The sequence below is a fragment of the Vibrio sp. T9 genome (assembly GCF_003123985.1).
GTDB lineage: Bacteria > Pseudomonadota > Gammaproteobacteria > Enterobacterales > Vibrionaceae > Vibrio > Vibrio diabolicus.
The window spans coordinates 449,349-476,041 of record NZ_NIGY01000001.1 but is presented as its reverse complement, the minus strand read 5'-3'; the positions used below and the strand labels follow the sequence as shown (position 1 = coordinate 476,041).

Sequence of the window (26,693 nt, the reverse complement as noted above, 5' to 3'; positions counted from 1 at the left end):
GCCTCGATAGCTTTGTCCGATAACTTATGTATACTGCTGGCTCCAAACGTGGAGCCAGTTTTTTATGTTCGATATTCTACATACCTATCCCGATTTTCTGATCATCAATAAGCATCCCAACGTCTCTGTTCATAAAGACGATGGCGACACAATGCTGCTGCAAGAAGTGGCTAAGCAGAGTGGTGATGAGCAGCTCTATCTGATCCATCGCTTGGATAAAATGACATCGGGTATTCTGCTCCTCGGACGCAACGCCAAAGCGGCCTGCGCGTTATCGCAAGCCTTCGCTGACCGCCAAGTGGAAAAGTTCTATCTGGCGATTGGCTCTAAAAAGCCGAAAAAGAAACAAGGTTTGGTCGTTGGTGATATGGAGCGTTCGCGCCGTTCATCATGGAAGCTGGTCAACAGCAAAAATAACCCAGCCGTTACCCAGTTTTTCTCTCTTGCGGCAGAGCCAGGAGAGCGCCTATTTTTATGTAAGCCACACACTGGTAAAACGCATCAAATCCGCGTGGCATTAAAATCGGTTGGCTCAGGTATTGTTGGTGACCCGATTTACAATGCAGGCAATGAGGCTGATCGCGGTTATCTACATGCATTTTCACTTTGCTTCCAATACCGAGATGAGCAATATCGCTTTGTTTGCGACCCACGAGAACACAAAATGCTTGGTAAAAAATGGCACAGTGAGACCGTCTCTCAGGGTTTGGATACTTGGCTTTCCCCTTGGGAACTGAACTGGCCTACGATCAAATAACCGTCACAAAGAAAACTAATAAGAGAACTCGATGCAAGCATCACAACTTCCGCTGTTTTTTCAGCATCTAGAAACCGAGCTCGCGCAAGCTCCGAATGAAATTCGTCGACTGTTTCATGGTCGTGGCCGCCGTTTTGAGGGCCTAGAGCAAATCACCTGTGATTGGTTACAAGGTCAGTTGATTATCAATTTGTTTAAAGAAGTCGACGACGCGTTTCTCGCTGAGCTGAAAAGCGGCCTCAATACGTTGGCACAATCACAACTGTGGGCAGATAAGCAAGGTCGCACTATGGTTCTTCAGCACCGTTATGCCGATGGTGCGCCTTCAGAAGTGCTTGTCGGTGAATTAGACGCTCGCCCTGTCGTTGAAGAAAGCGGTTTGAAATACCAATTGGATATTGGCCGCAACCAAAACTTCGGTCTGTTTTTGGACATGCGCTACGGTCGTGATTGGGTACGGGAAAATGCGAAGCATAAAAACGTGCTTAACTTGTTTGCTTACACGTGTGGCTTTTCTGTCGCTGCCATTGCGGGTGGTGCAGATAAAGTGGTTAACGTCGACATGGCGAAAGCGTCGTTGTCTAAAGGCCGTGAGAACCACAAGCTAAATGGTCATAACATCAACCAGGTAAGCTTTATGGGGCACGATATCTTTAAATCGTGGGGTAAGATTAAAAAATCTGGTCAGTATGACTTGATTATCATCGATCCGCCTTCATTCCAGAAAGGCAGCTTTGCGCTTACTAAAGACTACAAAAAGATTTTACGTCGGTTGCCGGATTTGTTGGCAGACGGCGGTCAAGTGATGGCATGTGTGAACTCGCCATCTGTGACAAGCGACTTCTTGATTGAAAGCATGAAAGAAGAAGCGCCAGAGTTGACATTCCGTGAGCGTCTGGATAACCCACCAGAGTTTATGGACGTAGACAGCGAAGCTGCATTAAAAGTGTTGTTATTTAGCGAGAAGCAATGACGACGAAACGAAAGTTGTACCTATCTAAAAGTTGTAACTATCTATAATACCAGCCGTTTGAGTACGGCTGGCATCTCCGCGATACCCCGTCAATCTGAATAGCGAGACGCGAGTGTGATTCAGAGTCTATTATCAGAATGAGTTATTCCTAACACGCTGATATTAGATTTCTGATCTCGCCCAGGCTCGTCGGAATGACGGGAAACAATAAAAGATCGATACCAGCAGCATTAACCGATCTGCACTTCAAGACCCGCTTCGATGGTTGATGAGCAGGCGAGCACATAGCCTTGTTCAATTTCTTCTGGCGTTAATGTTTCTAGGCTGGTGGAAGAGACGTTGCCTTGACGAACCTTGCATTTGCACGAGCCACAAATGCCGCTACGACAAGCGACGATTAATGGTAAACCTGCGCCTTCAAGCACATCGGCCAGTACCTGACCTTTTTGCGCATCGATGGTTTGAGCAAAGTCAGGAACAGAAACACGAACAACTTCATCGGAGATCGATGTTTCTGCGCCAGTCGCTGGCGTAAAACTCTCTTGGTAGAAGTTCGTCATGTCAAAACCAAGGTCATTCAAATAGCCGTGAACATCTTGCATAAACTGGCTTGGGCCACACAGGTAAACGGTGCGTTGCTTGAAATCAGGAACAAGCTCTTTAAGCCAGTCGGCATTCAAACGACCTTGTGGATGCGATGTTCCTTCGCGGTTTTTCAGCAACAACTTTAAATGGAAGTTGGGATACACAGCGTCGAACGTTTCTAGCTGATCGTAGTAAATCGTCTCTTCGGGGCTGCGCGCGATATGAAGAAATGCGATGTCCACATCGTTGTCGTTTTCATCTTGATTACTCAGCCAGTGTTTTGCCATCGAATATACGGGCGTGACACCGCAACCTGCACTGATAAGCAAGGCTTTTGTTTCGCCATCACTTAACACGGGTGGATGGTCGATGCAGTTAAATTCGCCTGCTGGTGGTAATGCTTGAACGGTATCACCGAGCAGCAGCGAGTCAACGATGTAGTTCGATACTTTACCGCCAGATACTCGTTTGATGGTGAGTTGAAGGTGATCGTCTTCATTGATCGAGCTGATTGAATAGGCACGAAACTCCATTTTTCCATCAATTTCGACGCCCAAGTTAATAAACTGGCCAGGCTTAAACTGAAACAGAAGTGACTCTGTTAGCTCGGCTAATTTGATGCTGACGGTGTCGTGTGTTTCGAAGTATTTGTCGATGCAACGGAGTGTGACGGGTTGGTTACCTTGCCATTCAAAAAACATAACAATCTCTTTGGTTGTGGCTATTTTTAGTTCGAAATAGATAGCGCCTCCGCGTAAGGAGGCGCGAACAAGCAAGTTTATTAAGCTGCTAGGATGGCTTTTAGATCATCCTGAACATTGCCAATACTGCGCATATCGAACTTCTCTTGGATGATGGCGATTAGGTTTGGCGTTAGGAATGCCGGTGCAGTAGGGCCTGTGTAAATGCCTTTCACGCCCAATGCAAATAGCGTTAGCAAGATAACGATCGCTTTTTGCTCGAACCAAGAAAGTACAAGCGTGAGTGGCAGTTCATTGATGTCACAGTCAAACTCTTTCGCCAGTGCAAGTGCAAGCTGGATTGCAGAGTAAGCATCGTTACATTGGCCCACATCCAATAGGCGAGGGATACCGTTGATATCGCCGAACGTATTCTTGTTGAAGCGGAACTTACCACACGCCAACGTCAGGATTAGCGTATCTTCTGGCGCTTCAGCCGTAAAATCGGTGTAGTAGCTGCGTTCCGCTTTATCACCATCACAACCGCCGACTAGGAAGAAGTGTTTGATGTTGCCTTGCTTCACTTGATCGATAACCGCAGGGGCGGCGTTCATCAGTGCATTGCGACCAAAACCAACCGTGATATGGTGTTCGATTTCGTCGTGTTGGAAACCGTCTTGCGCTAGAGCGCATTCAATTACTTGGCTAAAATCATCGCCTTCAATGTGAGCCACTCCAGGCCAGCCAACAATACTACGGGTGAATAGACGGTCTGCGTATTGACCTACATTTGGATTCAACAAACAGTTTGACGTCATTACGATTGCGCCAGGGAAGTTTGCGAATTCTTTCTGTTGGTTTTGCCATGCGCTGCCGTAGTTACCGACGAGATGAGGGTATTTCTTCAGCTCAGGGTAGCCGTGTGCAGGCAGCATTTCACCGTTGGTGTAAACGTTGATACCTTTGCCTTCAGTTTGTTGCAGGATTTTTTCTAGGTCATGCAAATCATGGCCAGAAACAAGAATACATTTGCCTTTTACTGGCTTGACGTTCACTGTGGTTGGTTCTGGATGGCCGAAGGTCGTTGTTTCACCTTGGTCGAGCATTTCCATCACTTTATAGTTCATCAGGCCAATGCGCATTGAGCAATCAAGTAGTTCACCGAGATCTTCAGGGTCTGTGCCCAACCACGCCATGATTTCATGGTATTCGGCATAGATATCGTTGTTGGTTTGCTCAAGAACACGTGCGTGCTCCATGTACGCGGCTGCACCTTTAAGGCCGTATAGGCAAAGTAGGCGCAGGCCAATAACATCTTCATGTACTTGGTCTTTACCACGGTTAACGGCAACTTGAGGAGCAAAAGCTAAGATTGCTTCTGCGCTGTTTGGTAGCTCAAAGTGAGCAACAGCAGGAATGTCAGCGACTTCGGTATCGGCGAGCGTGGCTGCAGACATCACTTGCTCTTTTAGCAATGCTTTATACGTTGCAGCTTGAGAAGTCAGCTCTAGGACACGTTCAGGGTCGAAGTTTACGTTCGTCAATGTAGAGAAAAATGCTTTTGGTGCCCATTGGTTGATTTCATCGTTAATGATATTGAATTCAAGTGCTTTTGATGCCCAAAAAGAAACCCCTTGCAGTGTGTAAACCAACACGTCTTGTAGGTCTGATACTTCAGAAGTTTTGCCACACATGCCTTGTGCAAAAGAACAACCTTTAACAGCAGGGGTTTGAATTGTCTGTTCACATTGAATACAGAACATATTGGGTTCTCCAGTGATTGTTTTAATAGTCGTGATGTTGACCACTAGAGAGCAGAATGCGTGCCAGTTGTTATCTTATTGATTTATATTTAATTTTATCGTTTTTAGATGAGTGGTTGATGTAATTAAGACAACGCAGTTGATGTCTTAATTACATCGGCTTCTTGTGGTTGGTTATTTATTGATCCCGAGCTTTTTACCCATCCGATATAAGTTCCCGCGATCCATTTGTAAAAACTCCGCTGCTTTTGCCCAAACGCCACCAGTTTGGCTCAAAGCATGTTCAATTAAATCACGCTGATAGCTTTCTATTAGCTCTCGCATTGGCTGGCTTTCTTTAGGCAGATAATGCGATGTGTTTTTTACATCATCGAGAGCCAGTGAGGTGTCGAAATGGTTAAGCATGATCGTGCTCGCACCTTGTTGAATGGCGTGTAAAGCCGCGCGAGTTAAAGTGTGTTCGAGCTCGCGTACGTTTCCGTACCAAGGCAAAGACTCCAGTTGAGTCAACACCTTAGGATGAACGTGCAGATTGGGCGCATTAAATTGTTGGCGTACTTTTTCTAACAGGTATCCTGCTAAAACGGGAATATCACCGTCACGGGTACGAAGTGGGGGGACTTGGATTGGGAACACGTTTAAACGGTGGAAGAGGTCTGCTCGAAATGCGCCAGCTTCGACCTCTTTTTCTAATTGTCGATTGGTCGCGGCGATGATGCGCACATTGACCATCAAATGCTGATCGCTACCTACACGTTGCAGCTCGCCTTGCTGAATTACGCGCAGCAATTTTGCTTGCAAAATCAAAGGCAGTTCGCCCACTTCATCAAGGAAAATCGTTCCACCGTCTGCCAGTTCAAACTTACCGGCGCGGTGGCTATTGGCTCCAGTGAATGCGCCTTTGACATGGCCAAACAGTTCACTCTCAGCCAGACCTTCAGGCAGGGCCGCACAGTTTACGTAGATCATCGGCTTATCGCTACGATGAGATTGCGCGTGCACCGAGTGCGCGACCAGTTCTTTACCAGTACCGGTCTCTCCTGTGATAAGTACCGCGTAATCCGATTGAGCAACGGTCGCAATGTTGTTTCGTAACTGGTTGATCTGCGGGCTCAAGCCCACCATTTCGCCATGTTGGGAACGGGCTTGTTGGATAAGGGTTTGAGTGACGCTTTTTTGCTTCTGGTTTTGTGCTTTGAGCGCTTTTAATTGAGCAATGTTACGCAATGTCGCAGCGGTCAAAGCCGCCAAGGTTTCGATAGCGACAGGGTCAATGTCATCAAACGCGCCCACCGTTAGAGCATCCATGGTTAGTGCGCCAACAAGTTGTCCTTCCACATACAAGCTAAAGCCCATGCAATCGTGTACATCAATGCACTGGTCTTCGGTTAATAGTGTGCCGTCAAAAGGATCAGGCAGTGAACAATCGGCATCGAAACGCACCGGTTCGCGGCTATGAATAATGGCATCTAAGCGTGGATGTGCTTTGGGGAAATAGCGACGACCTAAGACCGAGCTGGATAAGCCTTTTACCGCGACAGGAGTCAGAAACCCATCCTCATCGAAGATAAACAGGCAGCTCGCATCACATGGGAATACTTGCGCGACCCCATCAATGAGGTTTTGATATTGCTGCTCGTGAGAGCGATTAGAGCTGAGGTTTAGCGCGATATTAAGGAGTACGTGGTCAACAGTCGGAGTCATAACAAGCCCAAAGTTATCTGGAATGGGCTCATGCTAGCAACTTGATGTCATTTGAACATCGAAAGGTGTGGGAGATTGATGTTCCATTGACGACGATCAAACTTGATACAAATAGAATCGCGCAAGCCGATGAGTAAGCAACGTACGCTTGCGCGGATTAAGCTCTTTGAAACAAAACAGCAGACCAATGGAAAGGAGTAACCGCGTTCAAATTAGCGAGGAACAACCCTTGCTTCATTGCCAGACATGTTGATTTGAACCGCTTGGCCTGGCTGAAAAATCATGTTTGGGTTTGCTTCTTGAACGACAGATATTATTTGTCCATCCTCTAAGCGAATGGTCAGATTCACACCATTTCGTTTCGCGGTTGCTTCAGCGGCTTTACTGCCGGCATAACCACCCAGCAGACCACCACCAATAGCTGCGATATCCGAGCCAGAGCCACCCCCGACTTTTGAGCCTAATATACCACCCACGGCGGCACCAGCGATTGTACCTATGGCGTTGGATTGGGTAGAGGCATCAATGGTTACTGGTTCAACTTTTTCAATCGTTCCGTAGTAAACCTGCTGAACTTTGCGTGTGTCTGAAGAGCCGTATGCATCTCCGTACGGGTTAGGTGAGGTACAGCCGCTAAGCATAACAATACAAGACATGATGAGCAGCATACCTAGCTTGACGTATTTTTTCATATAGCCTCCGAATGATTTCTCTCCATCCAAAGAGTATATACCTCAATTTAGCATGTGCTTTGATGCGTTAATAAACAGCCGTTTAGTGATGTTGTTTCTCAAGAATACGTACATTTCTGAGCGATGTTAACGGCCTTTTAGCGTATGAAACCCAGAGTAAATTCGCGTGAATGTGGTAAACCAACATGCTGCACCAAAGATATAAGCAATGACGGCAAAGTGTTGCGGTAACAAACAAAATAGCACCAAACAACCAATGGTTTCAGTACCTTCGGTTAAACCGCTCATGTAGTAGAGAGATTTGTGTTTATACACTGGATTATCGATGCCTTGTTTGCCTGCCATGATGGCAAAAGCCAAAAAGCTGCTTCCCGTCCCGACAAAGGAAAAAATCAAAAATGCCCCTGCAATGGCATTTTGTTCTGGATTTGCCAACACAAAACCAAAAGGAATCAGGGAATAGAACAGAAAATCCAAGCTGATATCGAGAAAACCACCCGCATCGGTAATGCCTTGAATTCTCGCCAGTGCGCCGTCTAATCCATCACAGATTCTGTTCAGCAAAATAAACAGCAACGCCAACAAGTACTGTTCGGCGATCAAAGCCGGTAGGGCAAAACAGCCAAGCACAAAACCAAATACTGTCGTCTGATTTGCGGTGATGCCACATTTATCGAGGTATGTCGCACTGATGGCCAGCGGTTTGCGGATGAGCTTTATACTCAGGCTATCAAGCATGGTTTGTCTCCCACGGCCAATTTAGGCAGCGGCTGCCATTAGGAATATCATCCTCATCGTGCGTTACCATCAAAGTAGGGATGTTCGCTTGCTGTAATTGTTCGACCACCCAATTGCGAAATTGTACACGCAGGTCTTTATCCAACTTGCTATAGGGTTCATCAAGTAGCGCAACTTTCGGCTTTGCCAGCAGCATACGAGTCAATGAGATACGGGCGCGTTGTCCTCCGGAGATTTGATCTGGGAAGGATTCGGCAAGTTTGGTCAATGCAATGTTCTTCAGTGCTTGCATGGCGTGTGCTTTACGCTCCTCACCTTTGATTGAGTTTGGTAGCGCGAAGGCAAGGTTCTCCCACACCGTCAAGTGAGGGAAGAGCAAATCGTCTTGGAATAGAATACCGACCTGACGCTTATGGGCAGGGAGGGCATCCAACTTTTCGTTATCAAGCGTAATGGATCCAGAGTAGTTGAACTCGGCGGATAGGTGCCCAGCAATAGCATCCAACAAAGTGGATTTACCACAACCACTTGGTCCCATCAGAGTAACAATTTCACCTTTCTCTACGGTCATGTTGAACGCTGAAAAAAGCGTGTCGCCATTGGCTTTACGGATGGCGAGGTTTTCGAGACAAAGACTCATTCAGTAGTAAACCTTTTATAGACAAGCGGCGATACTTCACGTGTAAGCGGCTTAGTAGTATCGCAAAAGAGAAGAACAAGAATGGCAGCAGAGCTTGCCAAATGGCGTAAATCGCGGTGACACGTCGGTCAAAACCACTGGATAGCGCAACGGCTTCGGTTGTAATGGTGCTGATGCGCCCAGCCCCTAGCACCAATGTCGGCAGGTATTGCGCCAGACTTACGCTAATACCGACAGCCCATGCGAATGCAATCGCAGGTAGTAAAATTGGCAGTTTCACTTTTAACCAAGCTTGCATCGGTGATTTACCTAAGCTGAGTGCGACACGAGTTAAGCCGTTATCGAAGCTGCGCCACGGACCGTCTAGCGAGAGGTAAATAAATGGGAATGCGAAGAACACATGCGCCCAGCATACCCAAAAGAAATACGCGTTACTGTTTAAGTACAGCGTCACTACTTGCATACCGAATAGCACCGATAGCTGAGGAATCAGCATTGGGATGGCGATGATGTAACCGGGCACCTGCCAGCGATAACGAAGGCGATACTCATGTGCGATCAAGGCAAGGGCTAGAGCGACAGTCGCGCTGATAACGGCAATCAGCATGCTCTGCTCCAGCGTACCAAGAATACTGTGCCATTCGTATTCCCAAAAACGCAGGCTATAGCGGCTCGGTAGTAAATCTGGAAAGCGCCAGCGTTGAGCAAAGCTCCACACCACCATGAGTGGAATCATTAGAAGTGCAAGTAGCGCGATCAGTGAAAATAGGGTTTTACCGGGTAAACGAAACCCGTTTCGACCAGAGTACTGCCAGCGTTTGAAGCCTTTGGTAATACACCATTCCATTAAGCGTGCAAATCCAATCAAAAGGCTAGCGATAGCAAACAACACGACCGCGCCTGCGGCTGCTCTTGGTAGAAGCGATAAATCTGGGTCGTTAAACCACTGCCACACTAAAACCGCAAATGTTGGTGGGTTGGTAGGGCCAATAATCAATGCAACATCAACAACCGACAAGCTGTAAGCCAATACCGCCAGCATTGGAAAGCGCAGTTTTGCTATCCACTGTGGGTACACGCATTTCCACCACGCTTGCGCCGAACTGTAGCCCATTGAGTGACTGACTTTTTCAATCTTATCGACTTTCAATTGCTGAAGAATTGGAATACTCATCAACAATAAAAACGGCACTTCTTTAATCGCAAGCATGATGATCAAACCGAGTGCATGCGGATCTTTAATCAGCAATGCTAAGTCATTCACCGTTTGCGCATTGGGATCGTAACCAAACAGTTGGTTGAGAACACGAACGCCCATACCAGTTGGGGCAAACAAGAACGCAAAGCCAATCGCAAACGCTACGTGCGGCATGGCAAGAAGTGGCGAGAGGCTTACTTCAATTTTTCGCCAAAACTTGCTGCCCCACGATGCTTGCAAAATCGCAAATGTGATCAAGCAAGCCAAGTAGCTACTGAAAATGGCAGAGTAGAAAGTAAGCCCGATGGATGTCCAAACACCCTCCCAATCAAAAACAGCGTTAAAGCCATCTAAAGAAAAGTGGTGCAAGCCGATAGGAGGCACATAACCGAGCGCAGAGACCACCACTCCGAGTAGTCCCGGAATGGTAGGCAAAATACAAACTGCGATAATGACTAAATATAGCGCTCTTAACATGGGCTCTTATTAATTTCCGTAGCGTTTCAACCATTCTTTTTCTAAGGCAGATTGCCAGCTTGGATGCGGCTCAGCGATAGATTTGAATTGTTGAGTATTTTTAGCCGAACCTGTTAGGTATTGGCTGCTTAGCACTGAAGGATCGCCCCAGATGTTAAGGTTACCTTTGCGAGATTGTGCTTCAGGGCTCAATAAAAAGTTTATCGCAACTTGCGCACCGGCACTGGCATTTGCGTTCCAAGGAATAGCTAAGAAGTGAATGTTTGAGAGTGCACCAGCGTCCATCGCATACGCTTTGGTGGTTTCTGCAAGGTTACCGCTCGATTGCGCAGAGAAAACCGCGTTCGGGTTAAAGGTAATCGCAAGATCAATCTGACCATCATCCAGTAGTTGAAGGGTTTCTGCTGTACCGCCTGGAAACTGTTTACCACCGCGCCAAGCGACTTTATGGAACTCATCTAGGTAAGCCCACAGCGGTTGAGTAACTTGTTCAAACGTGTCATCGGTAACTGGTTTTTGCAGAGCAGGGGCGTTGTTAGACAGTTCAATGAGTAATGCTTTAATAAAGCTTGTGCCATGAAACTCTGGTAGGCGAGGGTAAGTTAGGCGATTTGGAAACGCTTTTGCGTAACTCAGCATTTCAGCAAATGATCGAGGAGGGTTATGCAGGGTTTGCTCATCATGGATAAACACTAATTGCCCCACACCCCAAGGTGCTTCCAGACCTTCAGTCGGCTCTGAGAAATCCACATCAATTGGCAATGATTTATCGACGTATTGCCAGCTTGGCAAACCTTCAACAAAAGGACCAAACAGTAATTGGTTATCCTTCATTGATTTGAAGTTCTCGCCATTAATCCAAACCATATCAACACTGCCACCGCTGTTTTTGCCTGCCGCTTTTTCTGCGATAAGTCGAGTGGTGGTCTCAGAAATATCGGTGACTTTAACGTGGTTTAGCGTCACGTTATAACGCGATTTTAGCTCTCTACTCGCCCACTGGATGTAGCGATTAATTTCTTGGCTTCCGCCCCAAGCATGAAAGTAGACGGATTGTCCGTCGGCTTGTTGTTCGATTTTTTGCCATTCACTAGCAACCGATGAGTTGGCAAAAGAAGATGTCGCGAAAGTGGTGGCTAAAATGCCAACGGTACTGAGTAGCTTTTTCATATCTATTCCGTGTTATGTCTTTTTATTCTCGTTTCCGGCGTTATTGACGTCTAAACAAGTCGCTCCGCTTTGTTACAAGGATAGTAATCCATCTCTCTCTATTATCAATGCCAATCCCAAACGGAATCACTCATTGATTCAAAGAATTATTCTCAATGTGAAGCAAAACGAAGAAAGGACAATTCTGGTGTCGTTTTAGGTATACAAGAGCGGACCGCTTGTTTGACGATATTCTTTCAAGTAATTGAAAATTATTGTCCTCAAGCAACTTCGATATGTTGATTTGGAAGACTGAACCCGCGTCGTAGACGTGGCGTTGAGGGCGTAAAGAGGGAAAGAGTTTGTCGTTTTAAACGATTTTGCTAACCGAAACGTGCGAAACAGACATCCTGCCTGCTTTGATATGGATTAGGAGGCATAAAAAAGCAGCCATTTTATGGCTGCTCTTAGAATATGAAATGGGACTTAGTTTACCCAATCACGCAACTGAAACGTTAGTTCGTGATCGTCATTTTTAAGCATTAGCCCTTCTTTGGTTAGCGTTATATCACTCCATTCAGTAAGAGTTTCAGACATCGCTTGCTCAATTTTCATTTGGTCATCCATACACATCTTCATGGTCATTCCCATTTTTTCGATGCGTAGTTGATTGTTTTTTAGTTCAGCTTGACCAAAGAAGTTGTTACACCCCGCGTTACCATTTGCAGTCAGATTTTCTCCGATTTCTAAGCGAGGCGCTTGCTGACGTTCTTTTAATTCGATGTTTTTACCATCAATCTGAACCAGCTCCCAATTATGGTGCTGTAAATCTTGAGCCGTAATTTCTTTCACATTGTCACCGTTGCTAGCACATGCAGTCATAAGAACAGGAAGAGAGATTGCTGTAACTAACGTTTTTAGGCTAAGCTTCATTTTATAGACTCCGTTTTTAGAAAACGTGGTAAGTATAGGTAATAAAACACTGTTTTTGTCAGCATAAGGTAATAGTTTCGTATTACTGTGACAGAGTCCAGTTTATATACTCAAACGGCTTCAAGGTGCAAGATGTATAGCACTGTTGGGAGCGTATATTGAAGTCGTTATAATATCATTACAGCACAGCGAGCAAAAAACGGTTAGAGCATGGAGCAACTAGAGTTTTTTACCGTCCCAAACCCTTGCGTTGGTATTTGTAGTGTGGACGAAAAAGGGTATTGCAAAGGATGTATGCGTAAAAGAGAAGAGCGATTTAACTGGCTCACTTATACGCCTGCTCAACAGTTGCATGTAATTAAGCTATGCCGTCAGCGCTATAGAAGAAAGGTATTGGCAGGGAAGGGAAAGGCAGAAGAGTCTCAAGAAGAATTATCACCACAGCAAAATCTCTTTTAAATTTCGAATTATCCCGGCTCGGCAATAATCAATGATGAGCCGGGACTGTATTAGCTCTTACTATGCGGTGCGTGTAAGGCAAACTCGTTAAATTCGCGCTACTTCATTGACCAACGGTCACTGACCCATCCCCCAGCATGTTCGTCAAAGTGGCTTCCTGAAAATCGATGATTGAATTCAACATCTAATTTACTTGTCGGGCGTTCATCCATCAGCTGATGAATGTATCTCGCCATAGGATCCGTGCAAGCTTCGCGCTCTCTACGGGTAACCACTTCTTTGATCATTTGAAGTCTGTAGCTATTGCTGGCTCGTTTCATTTTTGACCTCCTGAACTCGATGGCAGCAGTTTGAACATATTGACGTCCAGATCGCTGCTCATTGGTGAACGCTTGGCGGCGAATCACCTTCGTTTTAGGTCAAAAAGACAAATTGTTTGAGAGCAGTGTTTGTAACGCCATTCACATCTTTCCTAGAATCATCCACTAAGCTACGAAACTTCATAGCGAAAAGTTAGTTGATGAATCTGTATTTTCGAAAGACCTTATCAAACATAGAAGCCCAGCACATGGGCGTCAACAACACAAATGAATAATTTTTGAACACTTTATGAAGGGCGATAATTTTCAGCACTTTAACGAAAATAAAAAAACCGAAGCGTCACGCTTCGGTTTTTAGGGTGGCTCTGACGGAACAACTTCTAAAAGCTCTTCACGTCAGAGTGTAAGGTGTTTTTAGCTATTAGTTGCTGGGCAACCTTTCACAGCTTGACCGTTACTGAAATACTTGATGTTTTCTAAGTTCTTGTTGTAGCTATCCGCAGAGATCTGTGGGTTATTTACGAAGAACTCACGTAAAACGTATGCATCGGTTAGCTGGGTAGATTGAACATCGATGATTGGATAGTTATCGCCACCAGCAGCACTGAAGCTGATTACAGAGAATGTGTACGTTGCGTCTAGATCGAAGCCTTTATTGTTAATGTCGGTAATGGTTACTGAGCCAGCATCACAATTTACATCTAAAGTGATGTTATCTAGTTGAGCGTAAGCACCAGAGCCTGCAGATTTCGTCGCAACCACATCTAGGTATTCTTTAACTTCTTTACCTGTCATAGTTGCTTTAGTCACGAAGTTACCGAACGGCTGGACTGTAAGTACATCACGGTAAGTGATGTCACCATCTTGGATTGAATCACGCACACCGCCAGAGTTCATCACACCAAAGTCAGCACCTACAGTTTTGTAAGTACGGTATGCCTCGCCCAGTAGATGACCTAGGTTAGTTTGTTGAGAGCGAACTACGTTACGATCACCTTCTAACTTACCCGTCGTATTAGAAATCTTCTCATCTAATAACTCTTGACCTTGCTGTTGGTATGGCAGTAGTAACGCTTTTACCGTCGCATCTTGTTGAATGCGTTCACCGATCACTTCATCGTTGTCGTCCAGAAGGTTTACAGGAATCAGTGCGTAGTTCGCTAAGTGAAGCTTGCCGTCGTAATATTCGAAGTCCGCACGACCCACATATTTACCCCACTCATGCGCTTGCATAATCCAAGTGCCTTTTTGTTGGTCTGGCGCGCAATCATCACCAGGTTTGAAATCAGCATACTCATTGGTACCTGGCTCCATACACACTGGGTTTTGTGAATGACCACCGATGATAACGTCTAGTTGTCCCTCTTCAAGAGAGCGAGCGAGCTTCACGTCCCCTGGTGCTTCACTACCATTATTACCATCTTGGTAGTGACCCATGTGCGTCGTTGCAAATACTAGGTCTACTTTTTCGTTTTCTTCGATTTCCTTAAGTACTTTTTTGATTTCAACTTGAGGGTCTTCGAAGTGGATGTTTGATACGTTGTCTGGATTAACGAGCTTCGCCGTGTCCTGGGTGGTTAGACCAATGACAGCGATCTTAAGGCCGTTGATAGTAAATACTTTGTAAGGGTCGAAGTAACGCTCATTGGTATCTTTCTTATAGATATTCGCAGCCAGCATAGGGAAGTCAGCTAGCTCAGCTTGCATGTCGAGAATATCTAGTGAGTTATCAAACTCGTGGTTACCGACAGCCATTGCATCGTAACCAAGTAGGTTCATCCCTACGAAGTCTGGAACCGCATCTTGCATGTCTGATTCTGGTACGCCGGTATTAATATCACCGCCAGACAGCAGAATGGTTTCACCGCCTTTTGCTTCGACTTCTGCGCGAATAGATTCGATTAAAGTGTGACGCGCAGCCATGCCATATTCGCCGTCGCTGTTATGCCAAAAGCGACCGTGGTTATCGTTAGTGTGGAGAACGGTGAACTTAGTACAAGAATCTGCAGTCTCGCAGGTTACTGGAGAATTATCGCTGTCTGAGCCGCATCCTGCTAGCGCAGCGCCCACTGCCATTACCAAAAGAGATTTGGAAAACTTCATAAGGGATCCTTTCTTTGTGATTTTGTTATTGTTACGGCGTGAAATATACGGAATTAATGTGAAACTTTAGTGATCTATCTCTTATTTATACTTCTATCGGAGACATGAATTAATAAGCCTGCAAACTACGTCTCCAATTAAACAGAAATAGTTTTTAGTATATTGAAATTAGAGGGAGGGGGCTATTTTGTGAAGTGGCCAATTGAATGAATGTGGTTTGTGTGAATCAATGCGCATTTTTGCGAAGTATAGCGCTGATTTTGGTGATTATTTTGCCAAGTTCATGTTTTTCTTAGCAGCTATGACACAAATCGTTATAAATTTTCGCTCTGATGATGAGGGAAATGTTTTGTATATAAAATGATCACTGTAAAACCCAAACTCGTTTGATCTTGGCTTACTCTGTTTAATACAACCAGAAAGGGTATTTCTCTCTGTACTATAATTGCGACCGTTTAGAAATCTTATGCCTTAGATATCGTTTATTTATTCTTATTCGATACCTTACCGTGTTTATCCCGCTTTCGATACCCGGATGTTAAAACAAATAGATTCAATCTAATGAGCGAAAGTGAAACGTAAATAACGAGGCGTTTTCTTCGGATATTACGATGTGCACTATCATTGAATTAATGAAAATGAAATGGAGTAATGTAAAGCGTTGCATCTGTGGCTGCTCGCTTTGAGCTTCGATTTAAAGAGTAGGGTTGAAAGAATTTGTAAGTGGTGAATTTTAAGAAAGGATAGTAATGAGATACACAGTAAGGAACGCAGTCAGAGAGGAAGCAACTCAAATCGCCAAGATACATGTTGATTCGTGGCAGGTAGCATACAAAGGGTTAATGCCACAGAGCTACATCGATCAGTTTACGATTGAGCGCCGAGAAAGGATGTGGACGCGAGTCATGACTGAGCAACTGGCCCAATTGATCGTCGTTGAGAGACAAGGGGAAATCGTCGGCTTTTTAAGTTACGAACTACCTAACCACACCTGTGAAGATAAAACGGCGTGGGTAACATGTTGCTATGTCTCTCCTTTGCATTATGGGCAAGGGGCAGGGAGTGCATTGTTAGATGAACTAGAAACGCGTCTACTCTCTACGCCCGTTATGCAGATAAGTTTGAAAGCACTGGATACCAATAAACAGGGGCTTAACTTTTACAAGAAGTGTGGTTTTGTGCGTACTGGAGAGGAAGAGGCGGAAATCATTGACCGTATGACGCTGACGGATCTCACTTTAGTGAAGTACATTGCCCGTTCGTAAATCAATTGTTATATGCCACATATAGTAAAACCCCGGAGGTGGTAAGACTCCGGGGTTTTGAAATTTTTTAGATGTCTCGGTTGGTAAGTCCGATTATCTTTAATGCAAAAGGTTTGGATTTAATCCGATTAATTCCTTGGTAGGGAATTAGATACGGATGAAGTCCATGTGTTCAACTTTTGGCTTGAACGCGTGACGTTGAACGTCTTGTGGCTTAACTTTAACTTCTTTGCCATCGATAACTAGAACTAGGCCTTCGTAGAATTCAGGCTTGTCCATTTGGTTTACGATGTCGTCGTGGTTAAGAACGATAGCTACTGCTGCTTCTTCACCGCCGTATACAACTGCAGGGAATTTGCCAGCGTGACGTAGGCGGCGGCTCGCACCTTTACCTAGTTCAGTACGTACTACTGCTTCGAATTTCATAGTATTTACTCTCAAATTAGTAAAAATCAAATGTTCACAATCAACAATGCGACCTTGTTGTTCGTGGTAAAGCTTGAAACAGGAACTGTTCAAGCGAGCGCGGATACTATCATTCCACTTATAAATGGGCAACCCAAATCGTCCCCAAATCAACAAAAAGGTATGATTTATCTGGGTGTAAGGCTATCCCTTTTAACGCTTTGCTTGGATTTTGTTCACATCAGCTTCATTTTCATCGGTTTACTAATCATGGTCCGAAGAACAAAGTTTATGCGTTATATGCTTTATGTTCGGCTGAGATGCAAGACTAAAGATGCTTTTAAGCCACCTAAAGCGCTCGCTTCCAGTGTTAATTGACCTCGGTAACTGTGTGCCATTTCACTGACTATATTTAGACCAAGACCTGACCCAGGGGTCGCTTCATCCAATCTAACGCCTCTCTTGATTACTTGACTCAGTTTCTCTTTAGGGATACCTGGTCCGTCATCTTCAATGATGATGTGTATATTGTCTTTATCCTGAGAGGAGTGCACACGAATCATGTTGTTGGCCCACTTATAGGCATTTTCAAGCAAGTTACCCAGCATTTCGTCGAGATCGGTCTGCTCTACCGCTACATTCAGCTCTGAATCAAGTTCATTAATTAAGGAGATATCTCGGCTCGCATACACTTTATCAAACGCCATTGAGATAGCATCCACACGCTCTGCTGGGTTCGATTTCACTGATAAAATATTCATAGACCCCGCCATACGAGCACGACCCAAATGGTAATCGATATGGTCTTGTATTTGATTGATTGGAGTACGCAGACGGGATTGCGTACTAGGTTCTAACGTCTGTACTTCATTTTTTAGGACAGAAAGTGGGGTTTTTAGTGCATGTGAGAGATTGCCTGCATGATTCCTAGCTCGTTCTAACAATTCCTGATAATGGAAAAGCAGAGCGTTGAGGTCGAAGATAAGAGGAGAAATCTCTTTCGGATAGGTTTCTTCTAGACTCTTTTTGTTACCAGACTTCAGCTCGGCCAACTCTTTTTGTAACTTTGTAAGCGGACTCAATGACCATGCAATTTGCAGCAAAATGACGGCAAGAACCCCTGCGAATAATAAGCCTAAAATAAGCCAGAGTTGCCCGATTAGCGTTTGCAGGGTGCTTTTGATAGGCTCTTCGTCAATACCAATAATGATATGGATAGGCCCATCGTAATCTGGTAAGTACAGAGCTTTTTCGATGGTAATCAGCCTTTCGCCTCTCGCGCCGTAAGCATCGTTATCCAGACCTTTGTATTCGATTTTTTTGTCCCACAAAGAACGAGAACGCTCGAGACTCGTCTCAGTAGAGGCACTCCAATATAAACCACTGTAAGGTCGGTTAAATCGAGGATCTGAGAGCAGAGCAGCGAGTGAGAGGTGCCCAGTCTCATCGACTTCTAACTGAGCGGCGATTTCATCCATAAAAATGCTCAGCTGTGAGCGAGTGTCGTCAACCATATAGTTGTACACTTGGGTCGGTATCGTCACACCAGCTGCGAGGATCATTGCCGTCAACCAAACGATCGCCGCTAAAACGAGGCGACTTTTGATACTCAGTCGTTTTATTGCGTTCAACGGTAGCCTGTTCTTATTCGGCATTTAATTGGTATCCCAACCCTCGGACAGTTTTGATGATCTTTGGCGCGATTTTTTTGCGAATTCGGCCGATAAAAACTTCGATTGTGTTGGAGTCACGATCAAAGTCTTGTTTGTAAATGTGCTCGACGAGTTCGGTGCGAGAAATAACTTTTTCTGGGTTATGCATAAAGTAAGCGACCACTTTATACTCCAGCGCCGTTAAGCTTACTGCTTGCCCTTGCCACATTACTTTAGAAGTGCGCGTATCCAAGCTCAAGTCGCCAATTTGCATCACAGGAGAGGCGTTACCTGATGCTCTTCGCAGTTGCGCGCGAATACGAGCGATAAGCTCAACCATTTCAAACGGCTTAGTGAGGTAATCGTCTGCACCTGCGTTTAGACCTTCAACTCGCTGCGTTAGGGTATCGCGAGCACTCAGGATAACGACAGGAGTATTAATGTTTTCATCTCGAATGCCTTTTAGCACAGTGAGGCCATCCAATTTCGGCAGTCCTAGATCAAGAACAATAGCGTCCCATTCTTCCGATGTCGCGCGATACAGAGCGTCTATGCCATCTTGAGATAATTCTGGTACCCAGCCGGTACTTTCTAATGTTTCGATGATTTGCTCGCCTAAACGAGGGTCATCTTCAACAACAAGTATTTTCATATTGGTGATTCTTATTATGTTTGGAGTGTTATCGAAGTAAGCTACGCATTGCGTCGTGATTACGCATTAGACCAGTTTAGTTGTTTTGTGGCTTTAACGCTTTGTTAAAGCTGCGACCTTTGATCTCAAGCATTTCCAGCGTGGCGGCGTCATACTCAACTTTCAAGACGCTATTGTTGTACAGAATTTTTAATTCATACACCCAAGCATCATCATCTTCTTCAAGTTCGACCTTGATGATGCGGCCGTATAGGTCGTTTTCTACTGCGGCGTAAAGGTCCGAAAATGGTCGTATATATCCTTGTTGAACCGCGCGATAGACCTCATCTTGATCTTCATCGAATTCAATACGTGTTCCAGGCTTTTCGACATCTTGCACGATGGCGTGACCATTTTGTGATGCATAGTAGTCGTCATGCTTGGCGAAACTTGGTGCACACATCAATGTCGTGATAAGGCCGAAAAGTAACGCAGAATGTTGAGAAGTCGTTGCTTTATACATAGTCAAACCTTTTCTAGAACGTTAGCCGCAGTATATCGGATATAGATGAACAGAGAGTGAATCATCGAGTTCAGTTTTACTAAATGTTGCAGACGTTATTTCAACTCGTCTTCAAAAATTTTGTCTCGCAATTTCCAAAAGCGACCGGATTTCCTTGCAATAACAAACTGAGGCAAACGGAAACGATGTTGATTGGCAACAACACGTGTCGGTGAAGCCTCTTCAAAAGGGCGATGCTTGTCTGCCAAGTGAGGGCGCACAAATTGGTCTTTAAACGTTTGTTTTTGTTTTTTGGTACTCAATGACCAAAACTCATGAACTAACGCATTGCCTTCTCCTTGGTATGGTTCACCAGAATACGTCACCTTGAGTTGAGATTTACCGTCACTGGACTTAAATACTGACAGGTCCATTTCTGTGCATTCAAATATCAATGCATCTTTTAGATTAAGGGCTTCTTTTAATTTTTTATCTGGATCAACAAGCGTTGCGTCACACTCATGACAAATGCGCGCAGCGATATCGTTGTCGGCACCACATTCACCACAGTATTTGGCACGAAAACGGTATCCACAGTGTTCACGTTCGCCTGTGTCTTCATCTTCAAAGTAACCTTGGCAACGTCTGCCAAAGTGTTCAACCAAGAAACCGTTACTATCCAATTTACCCCAGAAGTTGTTATTGAATCCGCAAGCCGGGCAGGGAATCGTGATAATTTCACTGTCAGAGTCTGGTTTGGGATCACCGACTTCAGGTTGGTATAAATCGTAGCTGTTGCCTGCGTAATCAAGCACTAAACATTCTGATTTTCCGTCTGATAAGCGTAATCCTCGCCCTACAATCTGCTGGTATAGACTGACTGACTCTGTTGGTCGCAAAATCGCGATTAAATCGACATGCGGCGCATCAAACCCGGTAGTCAGTACCGAAACATTGACCAAATATTTTATTTGACGATTCTTGAACGCTTGGATGATCGCATCGCGCTCCGGCGTAGGTGTATCACCAATAACGATTTCAGTTTCGCCCTCTGGCAGTAAACTGTGGATCTCTTGTGCGTGTCGGACAGTCGCGGCGAAGATCATGACACCTTGACGTTCTCTCGCATATTGCATGATTTGCTCAACAATTTGCGGAGTGGCGCGTTTGGCTTTATCGATCACCATGTCCATTTCTGCTTCTTTGTAGCGTCCGGTGTTTGCGGGTTTCAGTTGCGAGAAGTCATAAGACAAAACAGGCGCGTCCATCATTCGTGCCGGAGTGAGGAAGTTTTCGTCGAGCAAGTAACGGATCGGCAGTTCGAAAATACAATCGCGGAAGAATCGAGGCTCTTCGGTGCGTACTTGACCTCGGGTGTGATACTGATAAATCCAGCCCATTCCTAAACGATAGGGCGTTGCAGTTAGTCCCAGCACCTTAATGCCTGGGTTCAGTTCTCGTAAGTGAGTAATAACTTTTTGGTAGCTGCTGTTTTTGTCATCCGGCACACGATGGCACTCATCAATAACGAGCAGAGAAAACTGGTTTTTGAACGAATCTAAGTTACGTACGACCGATTGAACTGAAGCAAACACGACTTGCTGATCAGTTTCTTTTCGTCCTAATCCCGCTGAGAAGATGGAACCTTTTAAACCATAACCTTCATACTTCGCGTGGTTTTGCTCGACCAGCTCTTTTACGTGGGCAAGGACTAACACTCGTCCTTTCGCAAGGCGAGCAAGCTCTGCGATCACCAAGCTTTTTCCGGCACCAGTAGGCAGTACGATCACTGCTGGTGTCGAGTGTTTACGAAAGTAATGAATGACTGCTTTAACCGAGTCGGCTTGATAAGGACGAAGTGTGTACATGAAAATATGTGAAATTGCTCAACTATTCGAACGAGGAACGCTATAATACCTGACTTTTATACCCAAGTGACCTTTAAACCAAGATTTGGAGATCACTTGGGTATAATTCAATGAGGTATTCATGCGTTTAGATAAATATTTGTGTGACGCTCTGGGTGCAACACGCAAACAGGCAACAAAGATCATCAAAAGTGGAGACATCACCGTTGACGGTGAGGTTCAAAAAAGTGGTGCATTTAAAGTACCTGAAGGTGCAGAAGTAATGTGGGAAGACCGCGTTATTGGTGCTCCTGGTCCTCGTTACATTATGTTGTATAAGCCTGCTGACTTTGTTTGTTCACATGAAGATGGCTACAACCAAACTGCATTCGCATTGCTTGATGAGCCTAAAATTGAAAACCTTCACTTTGCGGGCCGATTAGATGTCGACACAACTGGCTTGGTGTTGATTACGGATGATGGTAAGTGGTCTCACCGCATTACCTCACCGAAGCATAAGTGTGAGAAAACGTACCGTGTTTGGCTTGTCGATGCGATTCAGCCTGATTACGCGGAAAAGCTCGAACAAGGCATCATTTTGCGCAATGAATCAGAAGCAACATTACCTGCTCGTTTGGAAATCGTGAACGAGGCAGAGAATGAAGTATTGTTAACTATTGTGGAAGGTAAGTATCACCAAGTGAAACGCATGTTTGCGGCGTTAGGAAATAAAGTTGAGTACTTGCATCGTGAGCGTATTGGTTCGATTGAACTCGATGAGGCACTAGAACCTGGTGATTATCGCTACCTCACGCAGGAAGAAATTGATTCTATTTGGAATTAATTATCGGCATGGGAAATTCTTTAGTTCCCAATTGGAACTAGTTTTTTGGTAGGAATTGGCTCAAAATTAATTTTCCTACCAAAATTAGTGCCTAGACAATTCCAGTGTGCTTACTCATCTGAGTGATATGCCTTTGCATTTAGCTGAGCCATGCATACTCTTATTGCAAAGCATTCGGCTGTGGTGAATAAATGGTGGAATCAATTCCATCATTTTTACTGCATTGTGTTTATTTCCCATAAACACACTTCGCTTTCACACGCTTTTCTATGTCGAGTTCGTCAAGGTCACACCTTGGTACATATTTGCCCTTATGATTCTCGAACGTTGATAGAACAGGCCTTTGGCTTCTAGATATCAGCGATATGAGAACCGTCCGTTATTTTCACTTTGTTCTGCAAGTATTGACGAAAGGGCTCCAACAAGAGGTAAAAGAATGACAGAAAAAGCTCAAAGCGCTCCGCAATCCCAAATCAGTTTTCTATTGTTTCTTGTATTAGGAGCGATTGGTGCTTTGACGCCTTTGGCGATCGACATGTATCTGCCTGCAATGCCGACAATTGCGAAAGATTTGGGGGTCGCGCCTGGCGCGGTTCAGATTACGTTGACGGCTTATACGGCGGGTTTTGCGATTGGCCAGTTAATTCATGGGCCGCTTGCCGATAGTTTTGGCCGTAGACCTGTACTGATTTTGGGTGTGCTTTTCTTTGGATTAGCGGCGGTAGTGAGTGCGACCACAAACGGCATCGATGCATTGACTTATGTGCGAACAGCACAAGGTTTTGCTGGCGCGGCAGCGGCGGTCATTATCCAAGCTGTCGTGCGTGACATGTTTGACCGTGAAGACTTTGCCCGTGCAATGTCTTTCGTCACCTTAGTGATCACCATGGCACCCTTGGTCGCGCCTATGATAGGTGGTCACCTAGCGATCTGGTTTGGCTGGCGTTCGATCTTTTGGGTGTTAGCTATTTTCGCTGTGGTGGTAATTCTACTGGTACTTTGGAAAATCCCAGAGACGTTGAAACCAGAAAATCGTCAGCAGCTTCGTTTTCGCACTACGATGAGAAACTACGCCAGATTATGCTCCAACCCTGAAGCGATAGGTTTGATGCTTTCTGGAGCGTTTTCATTTTCCGGAATGTTTGCATTCCTGACTGCGGGCTCGTTTGTTTATATTGATTTATATGGTGTTCGACCAGACCACTTTGGTTATTTATTTGGTTTGAACATTGTTGCGATGATCATCATGACCAGTATTAATGGTCGCTTGGTGAAGAAAGTTGGCTCTCATGCCATGCTTCGTTTTGGGTTGTTCGTGCAACTTTTGGCGGGGATTGGTTTATTCGTAAGTTGGTTAATGGACTTCGGATTATGGGGCATCGTACCTTTTGTTGTGCTGTTTATCGGTACATTGTCGACGATAGGTAGTAACGCGATGGCGCTGCTTTTAAGTGGCTACCCATCAATGGCGGGTACAGCATCGTCTCTGGCGGGGACGTTAAGATTCGGTATCGGCTCATTGGTTGGCGCGCTGGTGGCATCACTACCAGGTAATGTGGCGTGGCCGATGATCATTGTGATGTTTGCTTGTTCTGTGCTTTCAGCACTGTTTTATTGGACTTTAGGAAGAAAGGCGTAATGTCGAATTACACCAAAGAAATTCAAAACTTAGTTAACTCAGCACTTGAAGAGTTAGATCAAGAGCATCGCTCAGGTAAGTTAGCCAATGCCCCTGTTGCGAATAACCATTATTTAGTGCGCTGGGTTACCAAAGCACTTAAATCTCAGCGTTTCGGTCGAGTCGTAGGCGATGACTTAACACGTTGGCAAAAAGCGGGTCGTTCAAAGGGTAATGACGCTGGTTTGTTGTTTATCTTCAAGCGTATTTCTGCTTTTTACGCTCAGTTTTTTCCTGAAGATGAAGATTCAAAAGTGATCAAAGACTCTGACGTCGAAGCATTTTTAGATGTGATGGAGCAAGCGGGTTGGGAAGTATCAACGTCTGAGCAACTTGTTGGTTGTGGCAAAATCCAAATCTTCACGGAGGGTCAAAACTCTTTGGCGCTATGTGCAGATCAATGCGAAAGCTGCTTCGACGGCGAGCTGCTCGTCAAACCAATGAGCTGGTTTGTACGTGGCAACCATGCTGAGTTTGTTGAGAAAGCAGCGCAAGCGGGCTTTATGGTGCATAAAGTGACGGACTACAAATCGATGGTGAAATACCACGGCGAGTACCTTATCTTTCCTGCAAACGAAGGTAACCAATTGGCTGAGATTCCGTTGAGCTTCCAAGCTTAATAAACTTCTCACAGCAGTAGAATTGAAATACGAAAGTATCAGGCGTTTGAAACGTCTGATACTTTTTTTGTTACGTCACTCTGTATTTAAAAGCGATATTTCCAATAGACGCCGCCATATAAACCTTCATAGCTTTGCAAAACGTCGCCCATCGTTTCGGTTTCGTTATTAAACAAGTAATCCTCTTCTGAGTAGTCTTCATAACGGAGGTTAAGCTGCACGTTTTGATTTTCAGATACTTCATAGTCAGCGATGACTTCAAATCGGTACGAGTTCGCCTCGTTATCAGGATATTGGTAGCCACCAGATGTGGTTGAAGATTTTCCATCAGCTTGGCTGTAGCTGTAATCAAACGAGATAGAAAGTTTGTCGTCTAGTAGCTGCTCTTTACTCACACCAAAGCCAATGGTTGTGATGTCATCTTTGAGTTTGGTGGTGTAGCGATTCCAACCGACAACGTCAGAGTTTGCTTGTTGTTGCTCGGAGCGGATGACCTGTTGATTGTAAAAAACATGCCCGTTTAGTCCGTCGAGTAAATTGAAGTTGACGCTGATATCGTAGCCGTAATCTTCTCCTTCGCTTAAACCTATATCGGGTTTAACATAGTCGTCGTTTCCGTACCAAAGCTCAGCAAGTAACTGGACATCGTTTGTTACGTCATAGCCGCCGTCGCCACGGAGCTCAATCCTCTCTTTATCGGCTAAATAGTATTGGCGCAAATTAGGCGAGTCGCTGCTGTCGTCCTGCCAATCAGAGCCATCGCGAAAAGAGTAGGAGACTTTACCGCCTAATTGCCACGGTCTATTTGGTCTGTACTGGGCCCCAACAAAAACGCGTTGTTCATCGGTACGTTTCCTATCAGCATAACTTCGCTCATCTTGTCTAAAATGGTAACCCGTATTCACTTTTACATCAGAAGTAACACGATACTTGAGTGTTGCTTCCAGTTTGGTTTTGGTGTGGTCGTATTTTTCTCTCGTCGATCCGATGATGGTGTTTCTATCGGAGTTATCGTCTTTGTCTGAATAGTCCACAGAAATGGCGAAAGCTGTGTCTCTCGAAAGCTTGTTGTGGTAATCCGCGCTCATTTGCCAAGTGTTGGTTTCGCCATGGAATGTATTGGAGTTAACGGGGGACTGCGGAAACGGATTTAACCCGCCTTCAGAAGAGGTTTGTGACCAAAGTAAGCGGCCGCTGAACGTTTGTTGATTCAACCGATAATTCCCTGTGACAGCAAATTGGTGAAAGTCGTTGTCAGGCTCATACGCAAGGTGATTGGCGTAAGGGTTGGTAATGCCTCCGTAATAGAGTGCGGACTTGTCATTGCGGAAAAACGAGCCGCGATACGCAATATCCACCAGCCACAAATCTTCAATGTAGCTCACTCCTACTTGAGTATTTAAGGTTTCATGATCGACGGCTTTGGGTATGAATCCCGGCGCGTTGGCGTAACCCGGAATGGTCGATGAATAAAGTGAAGTGGTGCCTTCTTTACGTTCGTGCTTCATGGATGCATATGGCTTCCATGGCGTATGTGGTGTGTACTTGAGTTCTAACTTAAACGTCTCTCGCGTCACTGAGTTTTCATATTTCGATAGATCACCACTAACGAGTGCATCTTCTCTTGGATGATACGCACTGAGTGAGGACTGATTCCAGAAATACGGAGTTTCACTGTAACTGCCGAGGATACGTAATCCGTCGTACTGGCCCATTTCCCACTGCAGTAAGAAGCGTTGCAAACCAAGATCTTCGACGACGATTCGATTGTAGAACCCATCGTCTTCATATTGTTCGATATCGGCGTTTAGGCTCGCGTTAAAGTGTTTATTGTCAGAGTGTGTACCGTAAACGGGTGGATTCCAATTATAGAATCGCGAGGAACCATCGTTGTTAAGGTAACCGACGCCAGCGCTGACTTCTCCACTCCACGTGCCGTCGCTGCTGCATCCACTGCACTGCCAGCGGCTAGTGTCGGCTGGTTGAGAACGTTGTAACGAATAATCGTTGGCGTGTGCTTGCACAGCAAAAGCAAGGGAAATAGCGATGCACAGTTGAGATAGTTTCATGCCTCCCTC

24 protein-coding genes are annotated in these 26,693 nt (G+C 45.2%); 7 read left to right on the top strand and 17 right to left on the bottom strand.

Features of this window, described 5'->3' with window-relative positions:
- Positions 1–64: 64 nt before the first annotated feature.
- Positions 65–757, top strand: coding sequence for a TIGR01621 family pseudouridine synthase (locus CBX98_RS02105; RefSeq protein WP_109168479.1), 693 nt, complete (start codon positions 65–67; stop codon positions 755–757).
- Positions 758–788: 31 nt separating this feature from the next.
- Entirely contained in the window at positions 789–1,730 is a 942-nt protein-coding gene (locus tag CBX98_RS02100; RefSeq protein ID WP_109168478.1) for a class I SAM-dependent methyltransferase, read from the top strand.
- Between the two features lie 230 nt (positions 1,731–1,960).
- Here CBX98_RS02100 and CBX98_RS02095 read toward each other — a convergent pair whose 3' ends face one another.
- The 9 genes from CBX98_RS02095 to CBX98_RS02050 all read right to left on the bottom strand — a co-directional run bounded on the left by CBX98_RS02095 (position 1,961) and on the right by CBX98_RS02050 (position 12,289).
- The gene (locus tag CBX98_RS02095; RefSeq protein ID WP_109168477.1) at positions 1,961–3,016 is read right to left on the bottom strand and encodes a hybrid-cluster NAD(P)-dependent oxidoreductase; all 1,056 of its coding nucleotides are present in this window, start codon (positions 3,014–3,016) and stop codon (positions 1,961–1,963) included.
- A gap of 80 nt (positions 3,017–3,096) precedes the next feature.
- Positions 3,097–4,758 carry a hydroxylamine reductase gene (gene hcp / locus CBX98_RS02090; RefSeq protein ID WP_045626782.1) on the bottom strand — a complete coding sequence of 554 codons (1,662 nt, stop codon included), beginning with the start codon at positions 4,756–4,758 and terminating at the stop codon, positions 3,097–3,099.
- A 174-nt stretch (positions 4,759–4,932) separates the two neighbouring features.
- Positions 4,933–6,462 carry a nitric oxide reductase transcriptional regulator NorR gene (gene norR, locus CBX98_RS02085; RefSeq protein ID WP_109168476.1) on the bottom strand — a complete coding sequence of 510 codons (1,530 nt, stop codon included), beginning with the start codon at positions 6,460–6,462 and terminating at the stop codon, positions 4,933–4,935.
- 212 nt (positions 6,463–6,674) lie between these two features.
- Positions 6,675–7,154 (bottom strand): glycine zipper 2TM domain-containing protein, encoded by a 480-nt coding sequence (locus tag CBX98_RS02075; RefSeq protein WP_048626237.1) that lies wholly within the window; start codon positions 7,152–7,154, stop codon positions 6,675–6,677.
- 126 nt (positions 7,155–7,280) lie between these two features.
- Positions 7,281–7,892: a CDP-alcohol phosphatidyltransferase family protein gene (locus CBX98_RS02070; RefSeq protein WP_109168475.1), complete on the bottom strand. Its 612-nt coding sequence runs from the start codon at positions 7,890–7,892 to the stop codon at positions 7,281–7,283.
- Positions 7,885–8,532 carry an ATP-binding cassette domain-containing protein gene (locus CBX98_RS02065; RefSeq protein WP_053807233.1) on the bottom strand — a complete coding sequence of 216 codons (648 nt, stop codon included), beginning with the start codon at positions 8,530–8,532 and terminating at the stop codon, positions 7,885–7,887. Before CBX98_RS02065 ends, CBX98_RS02070 begins: the two co-directional genes overlap by 8 nt.
- Entirely contained in the window at positions 8,498–10,207 is a 1,710-nt protein-coding gene (locus tag CBX98_RS02060) for an ABC transporter permease (RefSeq protein WP_109168474.1), read from the bottom strand. Before CBX98_RS02060 ends, CBX98_RS02065 begins: the two co-directional genes overlap by 35 nt.
- 9 nt (positions 10,208–10,216) lie before the next feature.
- Entirely contained in the window at positions 10,217–11,377 is a 1,161-nt protein-coding gene (locus tag CBX98_RS02055) for an ABC transporter substrate-binding protein (RefSeq protein WP_065645332.1), read from the bottom strand.
- Positions 11,378–11,842: 465 nt separating this feature from the next.
- Positions 11,843–12,289: an META domain-containing protein gene (locus CBX98_RS02050; RefSeq protein WP_005393252.1), complete on the bottom strand. Its 447-nt coding sequence runs from the start codon at positions 12,287–12,289 to the stop codon at positions 11,843–11,845.
- A 210-nt stretch (positions 12,290–12,499) separates the two neighbouring features.
- On the opposite strand from CBX98_RS02050, the gene CBX98_RS02045 reads away from it, so the two are divergent.
- A complete protein-coding gene (locus CBX98_RS02045) occupies positions 12,500–12,748 on the top strand; it encodes a DUF1289 domain-containing protein (RefSeq protein ID WP_048626242.1) in 249 nt (82 codons plus the stop codon).
- 98 nt (positions 12,749–12,846) lie between these two features.
- On the opposite strand, the gene CBX98_RS02040 is transcribed toward CBX98_RS02045, so the two are convergent.
- Both CBX98_RS02040 and ushA read right to left on the bottom strand, forming a co-directional pair.
- Positions 12,847–13,068 carry a hypothetical protein gene (locus CBX98_RS02040; protein ID WP_005393249.1) on the bottom strand — a complete coding sequence of 74 codons (222 nt, stop codon included), beginning with the start codon at positions 13,066–13,068 and terminating at the stop codon, positions 12,847–12,849.
- A 414-nt stretch (positions 13,069–13,482) separates the two neighbouring features.
- Positions 13,483–15,171 (bottom strand): bifunctional UDP-sugar hydrolase/5'-nucleotidase UshA, encoded by a 1,689-nt coding sequence (gene ushA / locus CBX98_RS02035; RefSeq protein WP_109168473.1) that lies wholly within the window; start codon positions 15,169–15,171, stop codon positions 13,483–13,485.
- A 749-nt stretch (positions 15,172–15,920) separates the two neighbouring features.
- Here ushA and CBX98_RS02030 point away from each other — a divergent pair.
- Complete coding sequence (locus CBX98_RS02030) at positions 15,921–16,436, top strand: GNAT family N-acetyltransferase (protein WP_031780335.1); 516 nt, start codon at positions 15,921–15,923, stop codon at positions 16,434–16,436.
- Positions 16,437–16,583: 147 nt separating this feature from the next.
- On the opposite strand, the gene rplY is transcribed toward CBX98_RS02030, so the two are convergent.
- The 5 genes from rplY to CBX98_RS02000 all read right to left on the bottom strand — a co-directional run bounded on the left by rplY (position 16,584) and on the right by CBX98_RS02000 (position 21,494).
- Positions 16,584–16,862, bottom strand: coding sequence for a 50S ribosomal protein L25 (rplY, locus tag CBX98_RS02025; RefSeq protein WP_005393245.1), 279 nt, complete (start codon positions 16,860–16,862; stop codon positions 16,584–16,586).
- A 284-nt stretch (positions 16,863–17,146) separates the two neighbouring features.
- Entirely contained in the window at positions 17,147–18,496 is a 1,350-nt protein-coding gene (locus CBX98_RS02015; protein ID WP_046874806.1) for an ATP-binding protein, read from the bottom strand.
- Positions 18,486–19,145, bottom strand: a complete 660-nt coding sequence (locus tag CBX98_RS02010) for a response regulator transcription factor (RefSeq protein WP_005378073.1) — start codon at positions 19,143–19,145, stop codon at positions 18,486–18,488. Before CBX98_RS02010 ends, CBX98_RS02015 begins: the two co-directional genes overlap by 11 nt.
- A 76-nt stretch (positions 19,146–19,221) precedes the next feature.
- Entirely contained in the window at positions 19,222–19,647 is a 426-nt protein-coding gene (locus CBX98_RS02005) for a PepSY domain-containing protein (protein ID WP_012841930.1), read from the bottom strand.
- 95 nt (positions 19,648–19,742) lie between these two features.
- Positions 19,743–21,494, bottom strand: a complete 1,752-nt coding sequence (locus CBX98_RS02000; protein WP_012841929.1) for a DEAD/DEAH box helicase — start codon at positions 21,492–21,494, stop codon at positions 19,743–19,745.
- 121 nt (positions 21,495–21,615) lie between these two features.
- Here CBX98_RS02000 and rsuA point away from each other — a divergent pair, with 121 nt between their 5' ends.
- From rsuA to CBX98_RS01980, 3 genes are all read left to right on the top strand, one after another.
- Positions 21,616–22,317, top strand: a complete 702-nt coding sequence (gene rsuA, locus CBX98_RS01995; protein WP_033905117.1) for a 16S rRNA pseudouridine(516) synthase RsuA — start codon at positions 21,616–21,618, stop codon at positions 22,315–22,317.
- Between the two features lie 436 nt (positions 22,318–22,753).
- Complete coding sequence (locus tag CBX98_RS01985; RefSeq protein WP_109168471.1) at positions 22,754–23,956, top strand: Bcr/CflA family multidrug efflux MFS transporter; 1,203 nt, start codon at positions 22,754–22,756, stop codon at positions 23,954–23,956.
- On the top strand, positions 23,956–24,615 hold the full coding sequence (locus CBX98_RS01980; RefSeq protein WP_164666195.1) for a DUF2913 family protein: 660 nt from the start codon (positions 23,956–23,958) through the stop codon (positions 24,613–24,615). Before CBX98_RS01985 ends, CBX98_RS01980 begins: the two co-directional genes overlap by 1 nt.
- 86 nt (positions 24,616–24,701) lie before the next feature.
- Here CBX98_RS01980 and CBX98_RS01975 read toward each other — a convergent pair whose 3' ends face one another.
- Complete coding sequence (locus CBX98_RS01975) at positions 24,702–26,684, bottom strand: MtrB/PioB family decaheme-associated outer membrane protein (RefSeq protein ID WP_109168469.1); 1,983 nt, start codon at positions 26,682–26,684, stop codon at positions 24,702–24,704.
- Between the last annotated feature and the right edge of the window lie 9 nt (positions 26,685–26,693).

What these genes read in the sequence shown, in the direction of transcription:
- CBX98_RS02055 (WP_065645332.1), bottom strand. Translation starts at nt 11,377, where the DNA reads ATGAAAAAGCTACTCAGTACCGTTGGCATTTTAGCCACCACTTTCGCG.
- CBX98_RS02050 (WP_005393252.1), bottom strand. Translation starts at nt 12,289, where the DNA reads ATGAAGCTTAGCCTAAAAACGTTAGTTACAGCAATCTCTCTTCCTGTT.
- CBX98_RS02105 (WP_109168479.1), top strand. Translation starts at nt 65, where the DNA reads ATGTTCGATATTCTACATACCTATCCCGATTTTCTGATCATCAATAAG.
- CBX98_RS02000 (WP_012841929.1), bottom strand. Translation starts at nt 21,494, where the DNA reads ATGTACACACTTCGTCCTTATCAAGCCGACTCGGTTAAAGCAGTCATT.
- CBX98_RS02075 (WP_048626237.1), bottom strand. Translation starts at nt 7,154, where the DNA reads ATGAAAAAATACGTCAAGCTAGGTATGCTGCTCATCATGTCTTGTATT.
- norR (WP_109168476.1), bottom strand. Translation starts at nt 6,462, where the DNA reads ATGACTCCGACTGTTGACCACGTACTCCTTAATATCGCGCTAAACCTC.
- hcp (WP_045626782.1), bottom strand. Translation starts at nt 4,758, where the DNA reads ATGTTCTGTATTCAATGTGAACAGACAATTCAAACCCCTGCTGTTAAA.
- CBX98_RS01985 (WP_109168471.1), top strand. Translation starts at nt 22,754, where the DNA reads ATGACAGAAAAAGCTCAAAGCGCTCCGCAATCCCAAATCAGTTTTCTA.
- ushA (WP_109168473.1), bottom strand. Translation starts at nt 15,171, where the DNA reads ATGAAGTTTTCCAAATCTCTTTTGGTAATGGCAGTGGGCGCTGCGCTA.
- CBX98_RS02095 (WP_109168477.1), bottom strand. Translation starts at nt 3,016, where the DNA reads ATGTTTTTTGAATGGCAAGGTAACCAACCCGTCACACTCCGTTGCATC.
- rplY (WP_005393245.1), bottom strand. Translation starts at nt 16,862, where the DNA reads ATGAAATTCGAAGCAGTAGTACGTACTGAACTAGGTAAAGGTGCGAGC.
- CBX98_RS02065 (WP_053807233.1), bottom strand. Translation starts at nt 8,532, where the DNA reads ATGAGTCTTTGTCTCGAAAACCTCGCCATCCGTAAAGCCAATGGCGAC.
- CBX98_RS01975 (WP_109168469.1), bottom strand. Translation starts at nt 26,684, where the DNA reads ATGAAACTATCTCAACTGTGCATCGCTATTTCCCTTGCTTTTGCTGTG.
- CBX98_RS02015 (WP_046874806.1), bottom strand. Translation starts at nt 18,496, where the DNA reads ATGCCGAATAAGAACAGGCTACCGTTGAACGCAATAAAACGACTGAGT.
- CBX98_RS02070 (WP_109168475.1), bottom strand. Translation starts at nt 7,892, where the DNA reads ATGCTTGATAGCCTGAGTATAAAGCTCATCCGCAAACCGCTGGCCATC.
- CBX98_RS01980 (WP_164666195.1), top strand. Translation starts at nt 23,956, where the DNA reads ATGTCGAATTACACCAAAGAAATTCAAAACTTAGTTAACTCAGCACTT.
- CBX98_RS02005 (WP_012841930.1), bottom strand. Translation starts at nt 19,647, where the DNA reads ATGTATAAAGCAACGACTTCTCAACATTCTGCGTTACTTTTCGGCCTT.
- CBX98_RS02100 (WP_109168478.1), top strand. Translation starts at nt 789, where the DNA reads ATGCAAGCATCACAACTTCCGCTGTTTTTTCAGCATCTAGAAACCGAG.
- CBX98_RS02010 (WP_005378073.1), bottom strand. Translation starts at nt 19,145, where the DNA reads ATGAAAATACTTGTTGTTGAAGATGACCCTCGTTTAGGCGAGCAAATC.
- rsuA (WP_033905117.1), top strand. Translation starts at nt 21,616, where the DNA reads ATGCGTTTAGATAAATATTTGTGTGACGCTCTGGGTGCAACACGCAAA.
- CBX98_RS02060 (WP_109168474.1), bottom strand. Translation starts at nt 10,207, where the DNA reads ATGTTAAGAGCGCTATATTTAGTCATTATCGCAGTTTGTATTTTGCCT.
- CBX98_RS02040 (WP_005393249.1), bottom strand. Translation starts at nt 13,068, where the DNA reads ATGAAACGAGCCAGCAATAGCTACAGACTTCAAATGATCAAAGAAGTG.
- CBX98_RS02045 (WP_048626242.1), top strand. Translation starts at nt 12,500, where the DNA reads ATGGAGCAACTAGAGTTTTTTACCGTCCCAAACCCTTGCGTTGGTATT.
- CBX98_RS02030 (WP_031780335.1), top strand. Translation starts at nt 15,921, where the DNA reads ATGAGATACACAGTAAGGAACGCAGTCAGAGAGGAAGCAACTCAAATC.